The sequence below is a fragment of the Macrococcus brunensis genome, from assembly GCF_022343725.1.
In the GTDB taxonomy this organism is placed as follows: Bacteria; Bacillota; Bacilli; order Staphylococcales; family Staphylococcaceae; genus Macrococcus; species Macrococcus brunensis.
In genome coordinates, this window is the sequence record NZ_CP092179.1 from 737,700 (window position 1) to 762,220 (window position 24,521).

Annotated in this window: 19 protein-coding genes; 12 read left to right on the top strand and 7 right to left on the bottom strand. The window is 39.9% G+C overall.

Annotated features, from left to right (window positions below; genetic code table 11):
* Positions 1 to 3 precede the first annotated feature (3 nt).
* A complete protein-coding gene (locus tag MGG13_RS03935) occupies positions 4 to 1,356 on the top strand; it encodes a TrkH family potassium uptake protein (protein ID WP_239035435.1) in 1,353 nt (450 codons plus the stop codon).
* Here the strand turns inward: MGG13_RS03935 and MGG13_RS03940 are convergent.
* Entirely contained in the window at positions 1,343 to 2,809 is a 1,467-nt protein-coding gene (locus MGG13_RS03940) for an ATP-binding protein (protein WP_239035436.1), read from the bottom strand. The genes MGG13_RS03935 and MGG13_RS03940 overlap by 14 nt on opposite strands.
* A 108-nt stretch (positions 2,810 to 2,917) precedes the next feature.
* On the opposite strand from MGG13_RS03940, the gene MGG13_RS03945 reads away from it, so the two are divergent.
* Entirely contained in the window at positions 2,918 to 3,706 is a 789-nt protein-coding gene (locus MGG13_RS03945; protein ID WP_239035437.1) for a bifunctional UDP-sugar hydrolase/5'-nucleotidase, read from the top strand.
* Positions 3,707 to 3,716: 10 nt separating this feature from the next.
* Here MGG13_RS03945 and MGG13_RS03950 read toward each other — a convergent pair whose 3' ends face one another.
* From MGG13_RS03950 to MGG13_RS03960, 3 genes are read right to left on the bottom strand one after another with little or no spacing between them, the layout of a single operon-like run.
* Entirely contained in the window at positions 3,717 to 4,307 is a 591-nt protein-coding gene (locus MGG13_RS03950; RefSeq protein WP_239035438.1) for a hypothetical protein, read from the bottom strand.
* Positions 4,300 to 4,479: a YkvS family protein gene (locus MGG13_RS03955; protein ID WP_133432792.1), complete on the bottom strand. Its 180-nt coding sequence runs from the start codon at positions 4,477 to 4,479 to the stop codon at positions 4,300 to 4,302. Before MGG13_RS03955 ends, MGG13_RS03950 begins: the two co-directional genes overlap by 8 nt.
* Before the next feature lie 43 nt (positions 4,480 to 4,522).
* Positions 4,523 to 4,993: a sigma-70 family RNA polymerase sigma factor gene (locus MGG13_RS03960; RefSeq protein WP_239035439.1), complete on the bottom strand. Its 471-nt coding sequence runs from the start codon at positions 4,991 to 4,993 to the stop codon at positions 4,523 to 4,525.
* A gap of 211 nt (positions 4,994 to 5,204) precedes the next feature.
* On the opposite strand from MGG13_RS03960, the gene MGG13_RS03965 reads away from it, so the two are divergent.
* Together MGG13_RS03965 and MGG13_RS03970 are read left to right on the top strand one after the other, a co-directional pair.
* Complete coding sequence (locus MGG13_RS03965; RefSeq protein ID WP_165983157.1) at positions 5,205 to 5,660, top strand: competence protein ComK; 456 nt, start codon at positions 5,205 to 5,207, stop codon at positions 5,658 to 5,660.
* 118 nt (positions 5,661 to 5,778) lie between these two features.
* The gene (locus MGG13_RS03970; RefSeq protein WP_239035440.1) at positions 5,779 to 6,225 is read left to right on the top strand and encodes a MarR family winged helix-turn-helix transcriptional regulator; all 447 of its coding nucleotides are present in this window, start codon (positions 5,779 to 5,781) and stop codon (positions 6,223 to 6,225) included.
* A 61-nt stretch (positions 6,226 to 6,286) separates the two neighbouring features.
* On the opposite strand, the gene MGG13_RS03975 is transcribed toward MGG13_RS03970, so the two are convergent.
* The 3 genes from MGG13_RS03975 to MGG13_RS03985 form a co-directional block, all read right to left on the bottom strand.
* Positions 6,287 to 9,988 (bottom strand): N-acetylmuramoyl-L-alanine amidase, encoded by a 3,702-nt coding sequence (locus MGG13_RS03975; RefSeq protein ID WP_239035441.1) that lies wholly within the window; start codon positions 9,986 to 9,988, stop codon positions 6,287 to 6,289.
* Between the two features lie 217 nt (positions 9,989 to 10,205).
* The gene (locus MGG13_RS03980; RefSeq protein ID WP_239035442.1) at positions 10,206 to 10,679 is read right to left on the bottom strand and encodes a DUF2538 family protein; all 474 of its coding nucleotides are present in this window, start codon (positions 10,677 to 10,679) and stop codon (positions 10,206 to 10,208) included.
* 14 nt (positions 10,680 to 10,693) lie between these two features.
* Entirely contained in the window at positions 10,694 to 11,905 is a 1,212-nt protein-coding gene (locus MGG13_RS03985) for an LCP family protein (protein WP_239035443.1), read from the bottom strand.
* A 256-nt stretch (positions 11,906 to 12,161) separates the two neighbouring features.
* Between MGG13_RS03985 and MGG13_RS03990 the strand changes: the two genes are divergently transcribed.
* From MGG13_RS03990 to MGG13_RS04025, 8 genes are all read left to right on the top strand, one after another.
* On the top strand, positions 12,162 to 13,418 hold the full coding sequence (locus MGG13_RS03990) for a nucleotide sugar dehydrogenase (protein ID WP_239035444.1): 1,257 nt from the start codon (positions 12,162 to 12,164) through the stop codon (positions 13,416 to 13,418).
* A 94-nt stretch (positions 13,419 to 13,512) separates the two neighbouring features.
* Entirely contained in the window at positions 13,513 to 14,322 is an 810-nt protein-coding gene (locus tag MGG13_RS03995) for an ABC transporter permease (RefSeq protein ID WP_239035445.1), read from the top strand.
* Positions 14,323 to 14,340: 18 nt separating this feature from the next.
* Entirely contained in the window at positions 14,341 to 15,273 is a 933-nt protein-coding gene (locus tag MGG13_RS04000) for a hypothetical protein (RefSeq protein WP_239035446.1), read from the top strand.
* Complete coding sequence (locus MGG13_RS04005) at positions 15,273 to 17,972, top strand: glycosyltransferase (RefSeq protein ID WP_239035447.1); 2,700 nt, start codon at positions 15,273 to 15,275, stop codon at positions 17,970 to 17,972. Before MGG13_RS04000 ends, MGG13_RS04005 begins: the two co-directional genes overlap by 1 nt.
* An 8-nt stretch (positions 17,973 to 17,980) precedes the next feature.
* Positions 17,981 to 19,705: a hypothetical protein gene (locus tag MGG13_RS04010; protein ID WP_239035448.1), complete on the top strand. Its 1,725-nt coding sequence runs from the start codon at positions 17,981 to 17,983 to the stop codon at positions 19,703 to 19,705.
* A 12-nt stretch (positions 19,706 to 19,717) separates the two neighbouring features.
* Entirely contained in the window at positions 19,718 to 21,070 is a 1,353-nt protein-coding gene (locus MGG13_RS04015; RefSeq protein WP_239035449.1) for a glycosyltransferase family 4 protein, read from the top strand.
* Positions 21,051 to 21,968, top strand: coding sequence for an ABC transporter ATP-binding protein (locus MGG13_RS04020; RefSeq protein WP_420827906.1), 918 nt, complete (start codon positions 21,051 to 21,053; stop codon positions 21,966 to 21,968). The genes MGG13_RS04015 and MGG13_RS04020 overlap by 20 nt, the downstream gene beginning before the upstream one ends.
* A gap of 30 nt (positions 21,969 to 21,998) precedes the next feature.
* Entirely contained in the window at positions 21,999 to 24,467 is a 2,469-nt protein-coding gene (locus tag MGG13_RS04025) for a heparinase II/III domain-containing protein (protein ID WP_239035451.1), read from the top strand.
* Positions 24,468 to 24,521 lie beyond the last annotated feature (54 nt).

Consider the following 24,521-nt stretch of genomic DNA (forward strand, 5'->3'; position numbering starts at 1 on the left):
GGTGTGAATCCAGTGAAGAAAAGAATATGGCGGCTGACACCCCAGCAGTGGATTGTAGTTTATTACATCATCGCTATGCTGGTCTCCTTCCTGCTGCTACGTCTGCCATATGTCCATAAACCAGGCGTTCATGTCTCTTATGTTGATTCGATGTTTCTGGCTGTTTCAGGTATCAGTGTCACTGGACTTGCCCCTATGTCAATCGTCGATACTTACTCTCTTTTCGGTCAGGTTATTATTCTGATTGTCCTGAATATTGGCGGCCTCGGCGTCATGGCGATGGGTACGCTCGTCTGGGTTATCCTCGGGAAACGAATCGGTATGCAGGAACGTCGTCTGATTATGGTAGATAATAATCAGGAACAGATGACAGGTGTGGTACAGCTTCTGAAAGAAATTGTGAAGGTTCTGCTGACGATTGAAGCGGTAGGTGCACTGCTTTTAGCCTTCTATTTTTATAAAGATATGCATTCTGTTAAAGAAGCCCTGTACCAGGGATTATTTGCGAGCGTAGCTGCGACAACAAATGGGGGTCTTGACATCACCGGGGCGTCTCTCAACCCTTACGCAGATGACTACTTTGTTCAGTCCATTGTGATGATTCTGATTGTTCTCGGCGCAATCGGTTTTCCAGTCATCATTGAGATCAAGACTTATATCATGAACAAAGTGCCTAACTTCAGATTCAGTTTATTTGCGAAACTGACGCTAACAACGTATGCACTCTTGCTGATAGTCGGAACGATTGTCATCTATTTACTTGAAATGGGCAATGCATTCAAAGGATTGACATGGCATAAGAGTCTCTTCTATGCCATGTTCCAGTCTTCGACAACACGTAGTGCAGGTCTGACGACAATCGATCTGACGACTCTGACAGAAGCGACGCAATTCTTTATGGGCGGACTGATGTTCATCGGTTCTTCTCCGAGTTCTGTCGGCGGCGGGATCAGGACGACCACTTTTGCTATATTAGTCTTATTTATTATCAACTTCAGTAATGGTCGGACAACGATTCAAGTCTTTAACAAGGAAATTCATCCAATCGATATGCAGCGGGCATTTGCAGTCATGATACTCGCTATAATCATCTGTTTCACTGCGTTAGCCGTCATATTAGGCTTTGAAAATGGTAAACATCAGTTCCTTGAAATTTTCTTTGAAGTGATGAGCGCCTTTGGGACGTGCGGACTGTCTCTCGGAATTACTTCTGAGCTGGCCGTACCATCGAAAATCGTCATCATGATTGTCATGTTCATCGGCCGTGTCGGACTGATTACATTCGTCATCATGCTCGGCGGTAAAGCAGAGCCAGTGAAGTATCATTATCCGAAAGAACGCATCATGATTGGATAATCGGCAGACGGATAATGAAAGTAGTCCCTACATCGACCGTACTCTGTGCGTCTATCGTTCCACCAGCCAGTTCAATCATATTACGGGTAACAGGTAAACCAAGTCCTGTGCCCGTTATTTTTGTGGTATAAAACGGTTCATATAGACGTTTGATCGCACTTTCTGACATACCGATACCATTGTCAGTAATCGTGATGATAATCATATCCTGCAGCTGAACTTTAATTTCAATGACACCGCTGCGACCGTCTGGTATCGCTTCTTTAGCATTCTGCAGCAGATTGATCAGCACCTGCTTGAGCTGATCTGCTGCCATCAATGTATAGAGTTCAGGTTCCTGATAGCTTGAAATCAGGCGCATCTGGTGGACATCAAAGTCATATTTCATGAAGTTTAATGTATCCTTGACTACTTTGACGACTTCAGTCGGCTGGTCATTTTCTTCAGTCGGACGGCCGAGCAGTAAAAATTGACCGACGATATCTGTAATACGGTCGATTTCTGTCTTAATGATAGCAAAATGAGGGTTTTCTCCCTGACGGTCATATTTCAGTTCCAATAGCTCTACAAATCCTCTGACAGATGTCAGGGGATTTTTAATTTCATGCGCAGTATTGGCAGCAAGCATTCCAATCAGTTCTTTTTTCTGTGCATTGATCTCTTCAATGAGACGGAGCTTTTCTTTCTGCCGTTCGTAAACATTATTAAATAGCTGGATGGTCGCGACGACAAGTGTCAGCAACAGGAAAAGAATCGCAGTGGTTCTTAATGCATCGAGTGCGAGATTACGGTTGGAGATAATTTTAAGACGCCAGTCTACATTCTGCAGCGTTTTACTGTTGGAAATACCATTTTCATTCAGCATCTTGGATTTAAAGATCATATTATTATTGAGATCGGTCAGTTCAACAGATTTAGCGCGCTGAACAGCATCGATAGACGTCATCAGTGTATTGATATTCATTTCCGCCACTATCACAACAGGTTCGCCTTTATAGGTCATAAACTTGGAGATATAGATGTCATCAACCCCGTTGAATTCCTCAGTGCTGAAGTTGATGGAAATCTGATGCGGGTCTTTATGCTGCTCGTAGAAAGCATATGAATGTTCAAGCTGTCCGATTAGATTTTGATTGGATGAGATCATGACTCGTCCGTCCTTATCGACTATACTGATGCTTTTATAGCTGCCATCTTTGCTTCTGGAGCTGCTGATGGCAGTTTGAAGCGCCTCTGTTTTAGGTGCAACTTCCATAACAGTTGCAATGGTCTGAACCGTGCTGATCGCATCATCTATGAAAGTAGCGATTTGTTGCTCATGAATACTTAAACTGCGGTCTATCGAGCTTTGTTCGATATCTTTTTCATGCTGCAGAATAAAAAAGTAACTGAATACACTGAGTGTTAAGGTGATGAGCAGATTGACAAAAATATAGCGCTTTAAATGTTTCATAGAGACTCCTGACATGAATTTGATATAATAAAAAAGGGTGATTGCATGCATAATTTCGATATACATATTATAATAACAAATAACATACGTGGCATGCTCTTCTCGGATATGAATCTGCTTAAAGCTGCAAACTATATACAGAAAGTCAGGCGTAATACTTCGCATCTGCTCGTGCTTAACAATGCCGGTACGTTATGTGGTTCCAGCGACAGCGCGTTTATAGCGTCGCAAAAGCACAGAAGAAATCCTGTGATCGATGTCATGAATCATATCGGCTACGATGCAAGCGGCATCAGTTATGAGGATTTTGAAGAAGGACCGCGCTTTTTCAACCAGGCAGAGGCAATGGCACAGTTCCCTTTTCTATGTGCGAATATACTGCATGTCAGAACGAAAGAAGCTTTCTTTAATACGCCTTATATCATCAAACAGTTCGGCGAGATGAAAGTGGGTATTCTTGGATTGACTGCTACTAAACAGTTCCGGGAGCACTATAGTGATGCTTTTCATATGGAGAAGACGGTAGATGCTGCGAGGCGCTGGATTCGGCACATGCGGGAAAGAGAAAATCCTGATTTTGTGATCGTGATGTATTATGGCGATATTGCTTCTATCTCTGCACAGGAAAAGATGCTCCGTTCAACAGAAGGTGTGGATTTGATGCTGTCTAATTCAGGATTAAATGAAGTGATTGACGGCACATGGCATGTGAATACACCAGAGAATATCTCTGAGCTGAGTCATATTCAAGTACAGTTCAGACAGCGGACAACGACTTATGAGCTGATTGACTATCATGCTGAGACCATTAATCTAAAGGGGTTCAGAGAAGACCACTGGCTGCAGGATGAACTTTATTATGTTCAGCAGGAATTTAAAAAGAACAGCACCCATTAGGGTGCTGTTCTTATGCGTAGAGCAGTATTAAAATGATGACTGCGCCTATAACGGTTGTAATCGGTGTAATCAGGCGCTTTGAATACTGGAAGGCGGCTGCAGTGATCAGCTGGATGCCGACGAGTGTCACCAGCTGTTCAGGACTGAGCACCCATATAAATAAACTGACAGATGCAAGACTGGTTAAAATCACGGCCAGCACAGGATGTGTGATAGTCTCCTGCAGCATCGTCCGAAAGTAAAGTTCATGAAGTGCGACAGTCACTGCGAGTGATATCATCAGCTGCCAGCGGTAATGGACACCCATTGAGATAAGTGTTTCCATAATCGCCTGATAACGAATATCCGGCAGAAACTGCACCAGTATGGAATACAGCACGACGATAGCAATCACTCCGATGATGCTTGCAAGCAGTGACTGACCAATCCTTCTGGAAGTCAGATGCCGCTTATAGACAAGGTAACTGAATGTGGTCAGTAAAAAGATGCCTGTCATCATATGCCAGAAGACCTGATCTTCATTTCTCATCAGGAACAGCAGGATATGAAATAACACAAACGATATCAGAAATAGAGAAGGTTTAGTCGTCCACTTAGTCATTGATAATCTTATAGCGTTTATGATTAATGACAGTTTTTTCAGGCTGTTCAAGTTCTTCGAAGTTATCCATAATTGTCAGATCGACAATCACAGAGTTTTCGTTCACTTTCTCAACTCTGCCGCGTAGTCCTTCGTGGAATTCTACAACGTTTCCAACTTTAGCGATATCCATATTCATGACCTCCTCTAAACATACTATGCGTCATTATACTAAATTACGACTGGTTTTGAAATGGCAAATCATTATTTTCTTGTAATTTGATTCGTGCCTTCTTGCGAATATACTTTACCTGGGAGACTGTGAGTGTCATTTTGTCTGCAATTTCGGCTAATCTAAAGCCTTGATGCGTGTAGTTCAGCCACTCCAGTTCATCTTTCGTTAAATTGTCGATACATAATAAATCAGGTTCCAGGATTTCTACTTCTGGCAAGGTCTCATCAGTCATTAATAAAAACCTCTCCTGATAAGTCATCCGTTTCCTGATTTCATCTATCAGACAGAATTTCAGCTGCAGATAGACATACTGTGATTCATTAGGTGTCTTTAGACAATCATAGTTCTCGGCGATACGCCACAGTCTGATTAGAGCGAGCTGATAGTAATCTTCGCGGTCGTAAGTGATGTGATATTGATGGAGCAGGTGATGAATCATGCGGTCATACTTTACAAACCATTCTTCAAACATCTATATGTCCTGACGCGATCGATCGACAAATTATTTCCGGATGACTTTATCTTAAAGGGACTTGATTCGTAATAAAAATCGAGAAATAAGACAAATTTGTAGATTATATTAATTTAAATGCTTATTTTGTTATTTTTTAGTATTTTAAACCTCTTTTTGTCAACAAAACCTTATAATGTTCGAGAAAGACAAATTAAAAGGAGGTTCTGTTATGCAACACTATTTGAGTCAACAGGTTGTCTATATCCGCCGTACTAATCAAACACGAGGTCAGACTGAAATTGCGTATTATAATGGTGAAATCGAATGGGTGGATGTTTCACCGGATTTTCTGCTCAACCAGACGCTTAAGATGGTGAACAGCAGTCTGACTGCCAGCCGGAAATCTGTAAAAGAAAGTTTGAAATTTGCACAGTATACGCCTGTCATCATTGATGCCTCTCAGAACCTTGTTTTCTTTCCGCTGCATCCGAAAGATAGCTACGAAATGTGCTATATCAACAACCAGCATTACTTACAGGCAGTTGACCATGCAGAAACAATGATCTATTTTACAAATGGCAGGTCACTGACTGTCAAAGAGAAGTCTGCTCATGTCGTTAAATATTATAATCGAGCGCTACAGGCAGCAGATTTCTACAGTAAAATGAAAAAGAGATTTCTTTAGTAAGTCATACTTAAATAGATAGTGAACTATTAATTGTAAAATTAGCTCTAAATATATTGCACATGTTTTATACATCGATTATAATTTGTGTAACTGTTATATATTAAGGAGAAACTCTATGGAAGACCATCGCTTAAAAAGGTTTGGACAACTGATTTATTTCGTTAACACAAAAATCGATGAAATTACTGGAATTGAACTCGCTGATTACAACGTATCTCGTGAACAGATTTATATGCTGGAACTGATTCAGAATGAAGACAATATGACGCAGAAGAAACTGATTTTCAAGATGAGTAAAGAGCAGACGGCTGTTTCCCGTTCTATCAAAAAACTGGCAGAGTTCGGCTATATCACGAAGGAACAAAGTATGTATGATTTACGTTCTACAGTTCTTAAGCTGACACCTCAAGGCCAGGAGATTGTAGAGATGGCTGATGGTATTAAAGCAAAAGTCGTCCGCAGCTTTATGAAAGAACTGAACAAGACAGAATCTGAAGAGCTGATCAATATTTTAGAGAAAATCTATCATTCGTTCAGCATCAGAGATCCATTTAAATTTTAACGCGACACGACATGAGTCGTGTTTTTTTGTACAAAAAAACAGGCTCATATGAGCCTGTTTCTTATTTATACTGATCGATTAAATATTTCAGTCCTGTCAGTTCGATACGACGATAGAAGTCAGCGATGCGCATCGCATTCTTAGACGCCCATTTAATATCCGTTGCATACTGGTGAGTTGCAGGGTTAGCCGGGTTCCAGCGCATCTCATAAAGCGTGAACTGTTTGTTGCCGAAATAGTTCTGAGCGACGTACTGAGCACCGCCGATAATGGCTTTAGCAGGTGTGTTCCAGCCTTGCTGATAAGCATACTGTATACCGCTGTTTAATGCATTGTTGTCGACTGCGCGTGTACCGTACATGTTGTAATATTTTGTGCCGTAAGTTGTAGCCTGTCCTGTAGAAGTGTTATAGCCCATACCATTACTTAACTGGCTCGTACCATTGCCAGTCTCCCAGAGCGCATGACTGATCAAGTAGATTTCATTGATGTTATACAGTTTAGATGCTTCAGCAAAAGCTGTACCTTGATTAGCAAGAATGCCTTTGTTCTGAAGTAATGTATTAAGAGTAGAAGCGGCTATTCCTTGCGAACTGTTTAATCTTAGGAATTGATATTTCTGTACTTCATCATTCTTAAAAAGGTTAGGATCGATGCTTGCTCGGACTTCGGTTGCTGTAGCATTGCGTGTTAATGTATTACCATATTTATCGCTATAAACAACTTTTGGAGCAGAACTGTATGTTAGTGCCATTTGCTTCGATATTGCTGTTTCTAAAGAGGTCGATGCTGGCACAATGACTTCAGATAAGCGACTTAAGAAACGATCCGCAATCCACCCGTAACTCGTACCATTATCAAGTAATCCTTTATGCCATAAATCAGTTCCTATACGTTCAGTTCGTATAACATTAAATTTGTTACCTACCTGGTTATTTAAAGGTTGAAGACGCTGAGGTTTTGTACCAGCTGGTATACTGTATAAGTAAGAAACAGGATTAGAAACTATATAAGTTTTTTTAGACGTACTGATAACACGTCTCGAAACTTCCTGAATATCAGCATCGCTTATCCATCCGATAGGTTTACTCAAATGGTCAACAGCGTAGTAATAAATTGTATCGCCCTGCTTAGCTCGAATCTGCACAAAGTAGTTCATATTATAACTTTTTGTCGCACGTTTCGTCTTAAGATCATTATCCATGTATACAGTCGAACCTTTAATTGAAGTTTTACCCATCATACTTACACGTTTCATTTCCTCGAGGACAGATGATTGTTTGGTAAGGTAGTCAGCTGCTATCCATCCAGTCGTGTTGTTAGATGAAATAATACCTTTCATCCATAGAGAGCCACCGATTTTTTCTGTTTTAACTACATTGAAAAATTGATTCTTAAGATTTTTGTCTTTAATTAACTGCTGAACGCTACCACCAGAAGGCATCGTAAAAATTTTAGCAGTCGATGCATTAACTTTATATGGTATTTTAGCAGTGCTCACGAGTTGAGCAGATGTTTGCCGGATTTGATGGTCATTAATCCAGCCCATTGCTTGGGAGGATTCGTTGAGTACATGATAATAAGTTTTACCATCTGCAGTTCCTTTTTTAGTAATATATAGCTGACGATAAGGCGTATTATCTTTATACGAATTAGTGAGTGTAATATCTTTAAAGACTGTTGAACCATTATATAATGTTTTACCATACATTTTAATTGTGCTTATGTTAGTAAGAGAACTAGTCACAGGTGTGAGATGTTTACTGTTCATCCAGCCACTGAAGCCATTAATAGTACCAAAGTAATAGTCTGTCGAATTGATAGTCACTTTTTTTGTTGGATTGAAAGCCTGATTGATCTGGCTCGCAAGGTTATCATACTTCTGGCTTTCCATCGCCCAAGGTATGCTGTAGATTCCAGTAGCAAGTGAATTGACTTTGAACTTAGAAGTTACTGCTTTTTCACCACTGCGTGTCGCTTGAGTTAACTGTCCGGATTCAACCCAGCCACGTGGAACACCTGTCTCATCTGAAATGAGATAGAATGATTTTCCGTTATAGTCAGCTTTTTTGTTCACATAATACGTGAAATTGGCTTTCTCTGCTGCAGGTGTGGCCGTTGTGCTTGTTACAGTTGAATAAACAGGTGCAGTTGTTGTTTTGATGCGTGCCATTTTAGACTGAGCAGTTACAACAGGTGCTGATGGTGTCGTTACAACAGGTGTCTGAGTGACTGGAGGCTGAACGGTAACAGGCGGTGTAGTTGTTCCAGCCAGCGCCTGTACTTTCTGGTTATATTTTAATGTAACTAGTTCGGCTAATTCGTCCATCGTGTAGCCATTTTCCTGGAACCAGCCATAAGGATCGGCATGGTCAGTACCTCCAAGGAAATTAGAAACGGCTTTATGTGACCATAATGTTCCTGCACCATCATATTCTGCTGAATCTACAGGCAGGTCGTAGTAATGGAGGTTGGTCGCAATATAATCAGCATAGTTATTGATAGCTTTAGCGAAGCGTTCTTTGCCGTAGACTCGTACCAGTTCCACATGAATAAAACGAGCGTTACCCGCTGGACCAGCGCCCCACGCCACATAATCAGTATTTGCTGTCTCAATAATTTCGTTATCATCAACAAACGCATGAACAAACGCATTATTCCAGTTACGTTTCATATAAGCAACTTCACCGTAAATAGTAGAAGTCGGGTTCGCTGTTTCGTGAGCCACAACACCTTCAGGTTTAGCTACACCATTGCGATAAGGCATTTTTGGCAGGTCAGGTGCAAAATCCTGTTTATAAGTTGGCACTGTATAGTTCTGTGACAGGATAAAGCTGTTGATTGCAGAAGTTGAAGCAGCAAGTGTGCGAGTCTGCGTAGTAGGTGACATTGATAACGTTAATGTTTTTGGTGCAGTGCGCTGTAGTGTCACTGCACGTTTTTGGGTCAGAAGACTTGAAGAAGTTTGAGCTGTTAAAGTTTGTGTCGGGGCAGTAGACTTCTCACTTTGAGTTGTCGTAACACTCTGTGCAGAAACAGGCTGAGCTTCTTCAGCTTTTACAGGTTCTGACGTAACTGTGTTATTAATAGGTGTTTCTGTAGGAACTGTCTTATTAACTTGAGTAGTAGTAGAAGTGGTTTTTTCTATCGGTTCTTCAGTAGAGGCAGTTGTGTCTTGAGCTGGAGCTTCATTAGTAGGGACTTCGGTCTGTACTTCTGTAGCTTGCACTTCAGTTTTAGGATCTTCAGTAACGGTAGTTGTGTCTTGAGCTGGAGCTTCAGTAACAGGTTCTTCAGTCTGTACTTCTGTAGCTTGCACTTCAGTTTTAGGCTCTTCAGAAGAGGCAGTTGTGTCTTGAGCTGGAGCTTCAGTAACAGGTTCTTCAGTCTGAACTTCTGTAGCTTGCACTTCAGTTTTAGGCTCTTCAGAAGAGGCAGTTGTGTCTTGAACAGGCTCTTCAGTAACAGGTTCTTCAGTCTGTACTTCTGTAGATTGCGCCTCAGCTTTAGGCTCTTCAGTCGATACAGCTGTGTCTTTTACGGGGTTTTCAGTAGTTTCAAAGTTATAAGGTGTAGCAGAAGCATCTATGGTCTGTTTAACATCATAAACTTGAGTCTGCTCGGTAGTTGATGCATTTTGATCGATGTCATCATTCTTTTCAGTTTCAGTTGTAACTTGAGTTTCTGCTGCCTGCGCAGTTGAATGTGCAGCTAACATCATGAATAGAAGGGAAGAAGATTTGTAGAAGAATTTAGAATCCATATAGAGTCCTCTCATTTGCATTAGTCTGAATCTTTTTTCAGTATAAATTGATTGAACAATGAAGTATAGGGTGATTTCGACTTTGTAACGTGACTTTAACATTTGAACATATTATTTACATTTCACTTAACCATCTATCTATCCTATATATCGATTCGGAAGTAATTGGGAGTTAAATGGATTCCTAAAAAAAACACCTATTCGAGTGGATAGGCGTTTAATTTGCTTCTCGTCTGATAATTGCTGTATATTGCCAGAATATTTTCATCTGGCTGATATTCCAGTGATTCATTCCGAGTGAGTAGCCAGAGGGATTGAATATCTTGATATTTGATACTTCAAGCGCTGCTGCCAGCATATACTGATAAAAAATATCCAGCTGCTGAAAAGTTGAACTTAACTGACCATTATCAAAGATAAAATCAAAAGGTACTTCATAGTCAAATATATTAATGACATTAAAAATTTCTGGAATTGCTATTAAATAACATGCGCCATCGATAAGTGGGCTGTCATCTGCCTGATGATAATAAACTCTGAGTGACTCATAATTCTGACGATGAAATTCATCGATAAAATAGAATTGCTGTCGCATATAGGACAGATCACCTGAATGAATGATCTGCTCTTCGAGTTTGTCGAACATACCGTTAATCTGTTCATATTTCTCATAAGTATTACGTTTTGACATCTAACCATCCTTTTTTAATAAGATTGGACTGAAGTATGGTCTGGACTTAGGAATGGTGCTTCTGTAGTAGCCGTTTCAGTTGATGGTACATTAGGTAATTCTGACTGTGATGCAGGTGCTCCGGTCGTCGGTGCTTCTGTAGATGCTTGCTCTTTTACTTCTTGTTCTTTTTGTCCGGACTGGTCTTGATAGGCTTTGTCTATTTGGTTAATTTTCATAGGTTCAAGTGGAATAAGGTCTCCATATAATCTTGATACTTTATAGCTTAAAAGTTCTTTATAGGATTGTGGGGGCAACCCTAAATCTTTGCGTAAGAGACTTGCGGTCTTAGCAACATCTGAGAAAACAGGATTAAAATAATAGACACCGTTATACATGTAGTCTGTCCCTGTTAACTGTTCACGTTCAAACTTAACATTATCCTTGGAATAAGTCGTCGCCAGTGAGGTGATATCGTTAAAGCTTAAATTATGTTTCGCGTTGTTGCCAACAATATTGACCAGTTCATCTATCTTATCCAGAGAATCAGTCTGTTTCGCTTTTTTGATGATAGCTTCAATCATCTCAGCCTGACGTTTACCACGTCCGAGGTCAGTATCAACGTGACGGCTGCGAACGAGTGCGAGAGCCTGGTCCCCGTTAATTTTCTGATATCCTTTTTTGACTTTGATACGGCCAATATCATTTTTAGTCGGCTCATTTAGATCAAACGGAACCTTGAAATAAATACCGCCGAGTTCATCAATGATGTCAACAAAAGCCTGCATATTGATGCGGGCATAGTAATCAACTGGAACATCAAAAAGGGTTTCAACTGCCTGCATCGAAGATTCCGGACCACCATCAGCATGAGCATGCGTAATTTTATCGTAGTAGCCGACTGATGGGATGTAGCTGAGCGTATCTCGCGGGATACTGACGAGACGAATCTGCTGTTTGTCTCGGTTGAATGTCCCTAAAATCATCGCATCTGTTCTCGCTTTTTCCATGGTCTGACCATCGCGACGACGCGTCAGACTGTCATCAATACCGAGGAAGAGAATAGAAACATGGTTCATATCCGGATTGACAGCACCGTCTCTTAATGAAGACTGACTCGTATTATCTGTAAAAGATTTATCTACTGCGTTCTTCGCCTGGAAGTAGAGAATTGCCGCATAAGTAGAGGGTGCTATAATCAGACAAAGGCTGAGGAGAATCAGAATTATCTTCATGGGTTTTTTCATTATTCGTCACCTGTCTTCTTCTATTTAAACTACACAATTATACTCGATAGCTATCAGGACGACAACTTTTTTGAACATATTACACGTTATGACCTTTTGGTTTGAAAAGATTTTTGAAATAGGATACCTTTACTGTGTTTCACTATATCTTGATTCTTTAATCAGGATTGATTATAATTATAATGTTTATAATGGATATAAAGCTAATGAAAACATTAACTTATATCCTACTAACTTAATTGAAGGCGGGATTATTTTGAAATTAACAACAGTAGGACTTGGATACATCGGTTTACCGACTTCTATCATGTTCGCAAAACATGGTGTAGACGTTGTCGGTGTCGACATCAATCAGAAAGCTGTTGACTCTTTAAACAGCGGAAAAATTCATATCGAAGAGCCGGGCCTTCAGGAAGCATTTGAAGAAGTCATCGCAAGCGGTAAATTCAAAGCGACGACTCAGCCTGAACCAGCTGACTGCTTTATCATTGCAGTGCCAACACCAAACAACGCAGATCAGTTCAAGTCATGTGATATCTCTATGGTCATGACAGCAGTTGAATCTGTTTTACCTTTAATTGAAAAAGGCAACGTCATCATCGTGGAATCAACTATTGCACCACGTACTATGGATGATTTCGTTAAGCCACTTGTTGAATCTAAAGGATTCACGATCGGTGAAGATATCTTCCTCGTACACTGTCCTGAACGTGTATTACCAGGTCAGATCATGCATGAACTTGTTTACAACAACCGTATCATCGGTGGTGTGACACAGAACTGTATCGAAGCAGGTAAAAAAGTTTACGGTACATTCGTTCAAGGTGAAATGATTGAAACAGATGCGAAGACAGCTGAAATGAGTAAATTAATGGAGAATACATACCGCGATGTCAACATTGCACTTGCTAATGAACTCGCTAAAGTATGTAATCAGCTGGATATTAACGCACTTGATGTTATCGAAATGGCGAATAAACATCCACGCGTTAACTTACACCAGCCAGGACCAGGTGTCGGCGGCCACTGTTTAGCAGTTGACCCATACTTCATCATCGCAAAAGACCCAATCAACACAGATATCATTCAAGTGGGTCGTAAAATCAACAACCAGATGCCACATTACGTTGTAAACAAAGCGAAAGAAATCTTAAAAGCAGTAGACGGTAAAAAACTGACGGTCTTCGGTTTAACTTATAAAGGGGACGTTGATGACATTCGTGAATCTCCGGCATTCGATATTTATGAAATGCTGAAAGATTTGGACTACGATGTTGTCGCATACGATCCACACGTTGAACTTGATTTCGTTGAGAAAGATATTAAAACAGCTGTAAAAGACAGCTCACTTGTTCTTGTCTTAAGCGATCATTCAGAATTCAAACAGTTAACAGACGCTGACTTCGAAGGTATGAAAGATCAACTGATTTTCGATACGAAAAACGTCGTGAAATCAAACTTCGAAACGACGAAGTACTACAACTTCGGTAACCTTTACACTTTCAATCAATAATCAACAATATAAATTAGAGGTGAAACATTAGCGCCAAATGGATAATGCTTAAATAATCCTGGAGTTAATGTTTCACTTTTTTATAGGAGTGCCTATGAAAGACTTAATTCAATTATTCAAGGAACAGTTCTCACATTTAGAACTGATCTATAAACTCGCCATCTTTAATATTAAAAGTGAGTATTCCAATCACTATTTAGGAATTTTCTGGAATGTTCTACAACCTGCTCTTCAAGTAGGACTTTACTATCTGGTCTTTGGTTTAGGTTTACGTAGTGTCCGTGCAGATGTTGATGGTATACCATTCATTATTCATTTAATCAGCGGTCTATTTCCGTGGCTTTTTATCTCACAATCAATTAATAGAGGATCAAATGCCATCCTTTCAAAACTGAGTATCGTAACGAAAATGAAGTTTCCTTCCAGTACGCTATTGTCAATTAACTTTTTCAATTCCCTGATTAATTTAATGATTACAACAGCATTCCTATTTGTTTTGTCAGTTTTTCATCATTATGTACCTTGGTGGCATTATTTTATTTTCTTCTATTTTGTATTTGCTAGTTATGTTTTTATCTTTGGTATTTCACTCATCATGAGTACTTTAACTGTGCTTGTACGAGATACGCGTAATCTTCTACAGAACTTTATTCGAATGTGTTTCTTTTTAACTCCAATATTTTGGACAGTTGAGCATTCAACACCACTGATGCAAAAAATAACAGGACTGAATCCTTTTACATATTTAGTAGGGATATATCGTAGTGCCTTCACACATGCAGAAGTTCCAATGTACGGTACTTGGCAGGATCATTTGTATTTTTGGTGTTTAAGCCTGTTAATGCTGTATTTTGGTTCTAAGATCCACTTTAAATTCAGAAACAGATTAGTCGATTATTTATAAAACTTTATGAGGTGAAGTATGAACACAGAATTTATTAATGATAATTTTCAGTTCGTTGAATATATACTTGTCAATGAGAAAACTGAAAATGAAATTTTTGTTGACAAGAAAATGACAGAAGCAATTGGCAGAATTAAGGACTATAACAATAAAATTGTTAAAGTTGTATCGCATGATTTCAATGATGAGAAGAAAATGGTGCTTGTCGAATATAAAGATGTACTCGTCGGCTGGTTTGAACTCGTCTCTTCTATTCCTCTCTTCAATAAGAACAATGAGAAAATTGAAGTCAAATATGAAGATTTCTATTCACCTGAAATCAACAGTCTGATCAACAAAAATGGTGACTACAACTTGTACTTCCAGCGTTATCAGGTCTTCAGTCGTTTCTTTGCTTATCACAACGATCAGTTACTGGAAGCTATCTTCAGAAAGAATACGTTTGTGGCATTCGCACCTTCAGAAGTCATCGACCGTATGGAGAATGTCGGCAAGAAAACATATCTGAAGCATGATGATACGGATCTTTATGCAACATCTAAGATGGACGAAAAGATTCTGATGAATCAGCTTGACCGTGAAGAAGAAGTGTTTGTACAGTCTGTATTTCCTAGATTGAAGCGTGCACGTATTAAACAGAACGCGGTCGCAGGCTGGGTATCAACAGATGACTTAGTCGACTTTGAGACGGTTACGCCGACTGAACAGGACTTCAGCGAACAGGCCATCATCGCTCATCATAAAGATATGATCTATGTCAATGAACAGGCGACAGTTAAAAACATCATGATGAAACTGCTGAACGAAAACATTGCACTCGAGAAGAAACTGTTAAAGCAGAAAGAACTGACGAAGAAAGTGACAAAACGTTATGCCAATCTGCGTAATTCAAAACTCGGCAAGCTGCAGCTTGTCATCTGGGAACGACGTTCAAAGCGAGGTAGAAAATAATGGTATTTAGTAGAGAACATAATTTTCAGGACAAAATTGTCAAAAGAATCTTGAATCCTGATGAAGTGCTGGAGACAACAGAAGAACAGGGCGCGAAGAGTCTGAATGATGTATCGACACCTGTCGACTACGATGTACTTGAGACAGAACGAAAAATAGAGCGCTACCAGCAGTATCAGGATGTACTGTCACGTGATTATCAGCTGGCCTTGTCATTACTCGGCAACATGAAAGAAAACGAATCATTTGTTGACTTCCTGGAGAAATGGCAGCGCGAAGGGAAAACAGATTTCTTCAGTAAACTTGAACCTTATCTGGCAACACTGCCTGAATCTAACGGCAGCCGTGTCTTCAATAAAATTAAAAAACGTGTCGGTATCATCTGTGATGAGTTCCTTTACAACAGTTATAAAGACGTCGTGGACCTCGTTTATATTCCGCATGACTACGAAGACATCGATCTTAACTTTGATTTTGTCATCGTGGCAACTGCCTGGACAGGAATCGAAAAGAGCTGGTCAGGACTTGCTTCATTAAACGGGGCAGTCAGACAGCGTGCGATTGAACTGATTTCACTGCTAAAAGCAAAACAGATTCCTGTTATCTTCTACTCTAAAGAAGACCCTGTGAACTATGATGTCTTCAAAGATTTAGCCACACACTGTGACTACATCTACACGTCGGCCATTGAGATAGAAGATACTTACCGTGAATATACAGAGAATGACAATGTCAGCACATTATCATTCGGTATCAACCCGCATTATCACAATCCTGTCGGGACACGTACAGATTTAAGCTGTCGCTATAAAGATGAAATTATCTTCGCCGGCAGCTGGATGGTCCGCTACCCGCAGCGTAACAAAGAAGCGGCTCATATCTTTGATGCCATCATCAAGAATGATACAGAACTGACGATCATTGACCGTAACTTAGAACTCCAGCGTTCTCGTTACTATTTCCCGTTACGCTATATTCCGAATGTAACTGGACCTCTTAGCCACGGCAACCTGCAGAAGATTCATAAGATCTTCCGCTGGGCGATCAACGTCAACTCAGTGAAATATTCTGATACGATGTATGCGAACCGTATCTACGAGCTGCAGGCCTTTGGTAATCTGCTCTTGTCTAATTACTCTGTCGGCGTCAACAACAAGTTTCCGAATGTCTTCATCCTGAATCATCAGACAGACTTCAAGACTATCTTTAACAACTTATCAGAAGATGACTTGAAATCTATTCAGGCAAAAGGTATCCGTAACGTCATGAGAAGTGAAACAACTTATCACCGTATGCTGCAGATCATGAATGATATCGGTATCTACTATACAGATACGTTTGAACACGAGGTTTATGTGGTCGTACCTGAAATCACAGACAGTATCCAGAAACAGTTTGATGCACAGTCTTACGGCAATAAACATTTGATGACTGAAAGAGACTTTAAAGAGGCGAACCTGACAGAAGGCTTCGTGACTTACTTCAAGAATGATTACTATTACGAGGAATACTATCTTGAAGACCTTTACAGTGCATTCAAATATACGGATGTTGACTTCGTCACTAAATCAGATAACGAATCAGAGCACCATAACTATACAAATACACAGAACGACGGCTTAACGATGTATGACATCAGCACGATGAAGCAGTCAGGCTTAAAAGGCTATGCACTTGACCGTGTTGAAGTGACAACACCTCAGACACTTGGTGCGAAGCCGATCAATCGCAACAAAAAACTCAGCGTCATCATTCCGATTCATAACAATGGAACGTATCTCGAAGATAAATGTATGTCTTCACTGAAGCGCTCCAGCATGTATGATGATATGGAAATTATTTTCGTCAATGACGGCAGTACCGATGAACTGACGATTCAGATTATCAACCGTCTGCGCAGACAGAACCCGTCCATTGTCTACTATGAATTTGAAAGCGGCAGTGGCAGTGCGTCTCGTCCACGTAACAAAGGAGCGGAACTCGCGTCAACTGATTTCATCACTTACCTGGACCCAGACAATGAAGCGATAGGAGACGGCTATAAATATCTATATGACAAGCTGCAGGAAAACCCAGATCTTGATATGGTTGTCGGTAATATCTTAAAAGAAGACAATAAAAAACGTTCAGAGTTCAATTTCTATGTGACAGGTACGAAGTATAATAACGGTGAAGCACTGATCACTGACCCGCATGCCTTTATGGAACGTTGCGGCTTACGTGCACAAAGTATCCAGGCACTCGTTGTCAAGTCAGATATTATCAAGAAGAACAACCTGCGCATGGTCGAAGGTGCAGCAGGTCAGGATACGATGTTCTTCCAGGAACTGGTGCTGAATTCCAGACAAGTCCTTCTTGTGAAAGAATATATTCATATGTACTACGCAGCAGTATCAGGTTCTGTGACGAACACGATTTCTAAGAAGTTCTTTGACAAATACTATAAACTCGAAACAGAACGTATTCCATTCTTGCTTGACAACAAGCTGATGGATACGTATATGGAAAAACGCTTTAACTTCTATGTCAAAGGCTGGTACATTGTCAGACTCGATCGCATCAATCCGGAAGAACGCGAAGAAGCCATTACACGTTTCCTCGACATCTATAGTCTGTATGATGAGTATGACCGTCCTGAAGATAAAGATTTAAATGATGTCATCAAGAGTCTTAAAGAAGAAGTCAATTATCATAAGTAGGTGAATATATGCAGGTTGATCAACAGTATTTTAAGGGGTACCTACTGACAGAACAGCCTTTGAAGGCAGACAATATAAATACATTACATTTAGGACGATATGTTCTGTCTTATGCCTGCGACTTGCAGATAACAGAGTATAAGGGTCAATCACACTTTGTATTGCTCGGTTACGCTGTTCTCGCAGAAAATATTAATTTAACAGCGCTACAAATTCTTCAGCAATTAGATAGTCTTGATCAACAAGAAAGGCATTCTCTTCTAAATAAATTGAACGGACGTTATATCATTTTAGTATATGAAGATAATGTCCATGTCTATCCGGATGCGACAACGATGCGGTCTGTCTTCTACAGTGCAGATTATCCTGTTATCGCTTCTCACAGTGCACTTGTAGCAGAAGCATGTCAAAAGCTGTATAATAGAAAACTAAAACGATACAGCGGAGAAATTAATGGTTTCCTAGACTATTCAAGATACGAAAATGTCTTTAAATTAAATCCAAATACATATCTATCTTTAGGTAGTCAGCAAACGACGCGATTTTTTCCAAATGAACCATTTAAGACCAATGATTTATCAGAGGTGCTGGAAAAATCTAACAAGTATTTTTCCCAAATGAGAGAATGGCTAAAGTTACAAAATACCTACATGACGCTTACAGCAGGGATAGACTCACGTTTGTCTCTGGCTATCATGCACAATAGTTCGATACCACTTCTCACCTACTATAGTCTGGGCAAGTTGTCATCATTTGCAAAACTTACTTATGACAATGATGTGCGTACTGTCAAATCAATGGTTGAGGATCTGGGTTTAAATCATACACTCATGCACATCGACAGTAATGAAAATGTGAATGAGGAGACCAGGAACTATTGCAGGCAATTTGAATCAACTCACTCCTATAGTTTAAGCGAGAAGATGGCTGAAAGTACGCTGAAGGGTAAACTGCATATTAAATCAAATATATTTGAGCTAGCTAAGCTTCCTGTGGTCATTAAATATTATATGACTAAGGATTTTAGTTTTATGACGAATATTATGAGTAAAAAACCGAAAGCACTGCATGACATCGCAGATGAACTAATGATTAAAAACTATTTGAGACGTGCTGATCTATCAGAAAAAAAGGCGTATGGTCATTACTTTGCAGATCTTTACTATCAGGAACAACGTTTGGGAAACTGGCATAGCAATGTCACTCAGGAGACTGATAACAGTGTAGACGTCTTCATTTTCTTGAATACACGAGAGATGCTGAAACTAGTGACAAGTGCTCCAATCAGTGATAGAAAAAATAGAATTTTGCACAGAGAGTGGATTAATCATTTTTGGCCGGTTTTAAACTTTTATCCTATTAATGATGAAAAAAATCTTTATGAGTTATACAAAAAAGAAAATGATAAACTGGTAATAAATGGAGATGGTATCCATTTAACAGAAGGGGATATAATTCCTAAGTGGCCGCTATCACAGACTAGTATTCAATTTTCTGTGACTAATAAAGGCGTAGATATGCGTATAGTCAGTTTCAGCAGCTATTATAATAACCCAAATGCGATTGGGACGATTAAACTGAAAGTGGGTTCCCTGATATATAACTACCAGGACTTAGTTAAGGGACATACTTTTAAGCTTGATGCAGGCGAAACTATTGAGTGTGCTATCATTTTTAACAAGCTTTATGACCGTGAGTCGTGGCAGAAAGCCGCGCGACTGACGATAAAATAAGAAGGTGAAACAATGAAGAAAGTAACTATGTTTGTCTGGAACCATTTCACAAATGATGCGCGTGTCAACCGTGAGTGTACAGCGCTGTCAGAGAAATACGATGTCAATCTCATCGCAATCGATGATCCGAAGGACGATTCAGTCAAACCATACGAAGAAATCAATCCACATTTTCATGTGACGCGTGTCAGACGTTATCCGCTTGTCATCACTTGTTACCAGCATGATAAAAATCGCTTCCTGATTACAGTAGGTGCTGTCTCAACAGTGATCAGTGCAGCATTCCTCTATATCAACTGGATGCTGTTGATTTACTTTGCGTCAGCGATGCTGATGGCTGCGATGATGATGAAGATCCGTAAGTTCCGTAAGAGTTTTGTCAACGGTGCTGTCATCATGCGCATGATTAAAGAAGGCTACAAGCAGAACGCGGATATTTATCATTCAAACGATTTAAATACATTACCGCAAGGCATTGTCTGCTCCAAACTGAGACTTAAACCACGAAAACTCGTCTACGATTCTCATGAAGTACAGTCTTCACGGACTGGCTATAACCCGAAGAAAATCAAACGAATTGAACGCTTCCTGCTGAATTTCGTTGATGAGATGATGGTGGAGAACCATACACGCGCGAAGCATAACGAAGATATTTATGGCTTCTACCCGCGTACACTCTATAATTACTCAGAACTGTACAATATTGACGAAAAACCGGCTGTCAATCTGCACGATAAGCTTGGTCTGCCGGATAATGAGAAAATACTGCTCTATCAAGGCGGATTACAGCAGGGCCGCGGTCTGGAACTGCTTATTGAAGCGATGCCGCAAATTACTGAAGGAACCCTCGTCTTCCTCGGCGCAGGCAAACTTGAGAAGAAACTGAAAGAACTGGCGGCAGAGAGTCCAGCCAAAGACCGTATTAAGTTTATTCCAAAAGTCCATTTCAAAGAACTGCCGTTCTATACACGAGAAGCTTACCTTGGTTTCCAGGTACTGCAGAACGTCTGCTTCAACCATTATTCTGCATCGTCTAACAAGCTGTTTGAATATATTATGGCGCACGTACCTGTCGTCAGCTGTTCATTCCCTGAAGTGAAGAAGGTCGTAGAAGGCGAAGAGGTTGGCATAGCCGTAGACAGCCACTCAGCATCAGAAATTGCTGCAGCGGTCAACCAACTGCTGAAAGACCCGGCGCTTCGTAATAGAATGTCAGAAAACTGTAAGACAGCGAAACTGAAATATAACTGGGACGTCGAACAGCAGAAACTCTTTGACACTTATAAAGCCGTTGAAAATAAAGAAGTGAGCTGGCTGTCGACAGATAGCTCACGTTTTACGAAAGATGGTGAGGCACTTGTCTAAAGTCAAAGTCAGTCATATCTCTAAAGTCTATGACTTGAATAACAGTAAGAAAGATAAGATTATCCAGCTCTTCACGTTCGGTCTTTTTTATAAAGAGAAACCCTACTATGCATTAAGGGATGTAACATTTGAAGTACAAGCCGGCGACTCAGTCGGCATAATCGGACTGAACGGTTCAGGAAAATCAACTTTGTCCAATATTCTTGGTGAAGTCACACAACCCACAAACGGCACTATAGAAATCGAAGGACGCAGTTCACTGATCGCCATCTCCGCAGGACTTAACAATGACTTGACAGGTGTTGAGAATATTAAGATGAAATGCCTGATGCACGGCATGAGTGAAAAAGAAGTTGAAGAAAAATTTGAGGATATCGTGCAGTTTTCTGAACTTGATGATTTCATCTACCAGCCGATAAAGTCCTATTCCAGCGGTATGCGTTCTCGTCTGGGTTTTGCAATTGCAATCCATACAGAGCCCGACGTCCTGATTGTCGATGAGGCATTATCTGTCGGCGATGAGACCTTCTCTAATAAATGTATTACTAAAATGCGTGAGTTCCAGAATAAAGGTGTAACAATATTCTTCGTCTCACATTCTACTTCTCAGATCAAACAGATGTGTAATAAAGCATTATGGCTGCAGTTTGGTGAAGTAAAGGATTTTGGTGACTGTGAGCGCGTTGCTCATGATTATACGATGTACATGCGTAACTATAGACAGAAACCTAAAGATGAACAACTTGCCTATAAGAAGGACATGATTGCACGACAACAGGAGAAGGGCGAAGAATTTATTAACAAACAGCAAGAAGGAAGAAACTTTGTGGACCCTTTAATTGGCGCAGTGCTGTTTGGTATCACCGCATTCAGCGCTTGGTTACAGATAATGGGATAGATTAGAATGGTCAAGGGAGGAATTAATACAATGAGTAGAATAAATTTTACAGATTTAAACCTGAAGTTTCTTCAGGACCATAGCGATGAAGCTATCATAATAGATAAAGAAGGAATTGACTTTCATTTTAAATTGAGCTTGAAACAGTTAACAAATAAGCTTGTAATCTTCTCGAACGGCGCTGTGGATCCATCTAAGAGAAAACCTCCGGTATTCATGCGCTCAAACTGGGTAGATGATATGGATTATAATGCTTTATTTATTGATGACCGTACAATTCATGGTAACAATTTACGTCTCGGCTGGGGAGTAGGTGAACAAGAACGTCATTATCTGGCAGATTATTCAGCAGTTGTACATAGAATTACTGAACTGCTCACGATCAGTTCAAATAACACCTTCTATTACGGTTCTTCTGCCGGCGGATTTATGTCAATGGCACTTGCCTCTATGCATAAAGGCAGCACAGCGATTGTAAATAACCCTCAGACTTACGTCTTTAAATATTTTGAGTCAGCAGTCGATGCACTCTATTCAACCGTATTTCCTGGAATGACACATGCAGAAGTTAATAAGAATTATAGTAACCGTCTTTCAATAACTAATATTTTCCGCCGTTCGAAACATACGCCAAAAGTCTTATACTTTCAAAATAGACTCTGCAACGGTGATATGGAAAATCATTTAACTCCTTTCATTAAGACATTAGAGAAGTATCAATTTAATATGCAGTCGATTCAGTTTATTCTTTACAATGATAAAAAGGCAGGTCATAATCCGATGTCTAAGGATAAGACTCTTGAACTGCTGGATTTAATTGTTAATGGTAAAGAGGATGAAATAAAGACAGTCCAGCAGGTAGTGGACTACTCTCCTGAAAAAGAAGCTGATTTGAAGCTTACAGAGCAATCTGTATTTCCTTTACTTCCTTATTCTAATCACACTGTACCAATGGCGGATGCGGCAATAGAGAACCGTATTATCCCATTCCCGACGTTTGAAGCGGTGCCTTTAAGCGATTCTATCTGGGACATCCAAAAAGGGGCAGATACTGTTAGCTATCAGTTATATTTACATTCATGGCGTGTAGTGAGTGAATTGTTGAATCAGTACACTGCAACAAAAGATAAGAAGTATATTGATAAAGCAACTGAAATCATTCATTCATGGATGGACAACTCAGAAGCTCGTATGACTACGATGACTTGGTATGATCATCCAACGGCAAACCGTACACAGGTGCTGATTGAATATATGCATATTATAAAGACTATCAATCCGGAAGCAGATTTTTCTCGCTATATCGAACAGCTTAATAAACATTGCCATTTCTTAATGGATGATACAAACTATCGCCCGAACAATCATGGACTAATGATGGACCGTACGCTTATGGTGGCGGGTATTGTGCTTTCAAATGAGCTTTTCCTGCTGAAAGGAAAAGCACGCGCCCAACAATCTTTCTGGATTAATTACAGTCCGAATGGAGTACATCTCGAGAATTCTCCAGAGTACCATCGCATGGTAACACGGATGTATCATTCTATTGAAGATTATTTAAAAAAGAACGATGAGACACTCGGCCCAGAGATTATTCAGCTTCTGACTCTGGCAGATGCTTATCTTCCGAAAATTGCCAAACCAGATAGAAGAATTCCTGCAATTGGTGATTCTTCTGAGATGGGGTCACCAAGCAAAGTAACACTATGGGAGAACTTCCAGGATATTTCGGCTGGCATAACGGTGTTGAAAGATAAACCTAATCAGTTGTATCTGGCATTTATATGCGGATTCTCGACAGCAACACATAAACATCCAGACGATTTAAGTATAATTTTGAACTACAAAAATCAGGATTTCTTCATAGATGCAGGAAAGTTCAATTATTCACGTAGTCCAGGGCGCTCATATGTCGTTTCTCGTCCGGCACACAGTTCCTATCAGCTCCACCGTAACTATAAACGCACACATGATAATCGCATCATACAAGCGATTAAGACAGATCATTTCTTTGATACTGAAGATTTTTCAATTGTTTCCGGTTACCATCATGGATATGAAGGAGCTAAACTGAGACGCACTATTTATTTCTTGAAGAAATTTCATCTTATTTTTATCGAGGATGTCGGGGAATCAGAGACAGAAGTTAACTTTATCAATCGCTTTAATCTCTGTGAAGGACTAACAATTGAAGAAGGTCAAAACAGCATTAAACTATCTAAAAATGACGCGAGCATCGAGGTGCTGAATTTGACGGGTCAACCTTATGAGATAAACGACAAGGCACATGTTAAAGGTGTGAAACAGCCTTTTAATGCTCGTAAAGTCAACCAGAAACTAGCTACGAAGCAAATTGTTATCACGGATCAGGCAAAAGTGGAGAACAAGTTCCTGACATTGATCAGGCTTGAAGAAGCAATTGATGTGAAAATATACGAGAATGATAATGAATATATTTTCAACAGCGAGACAAATCAGATAAAATTGCCAAAGATTTAACAGAGAATAGTTGAGATGAAATCTTTTTTACATCAAGTAAAAAAGATTTTATTT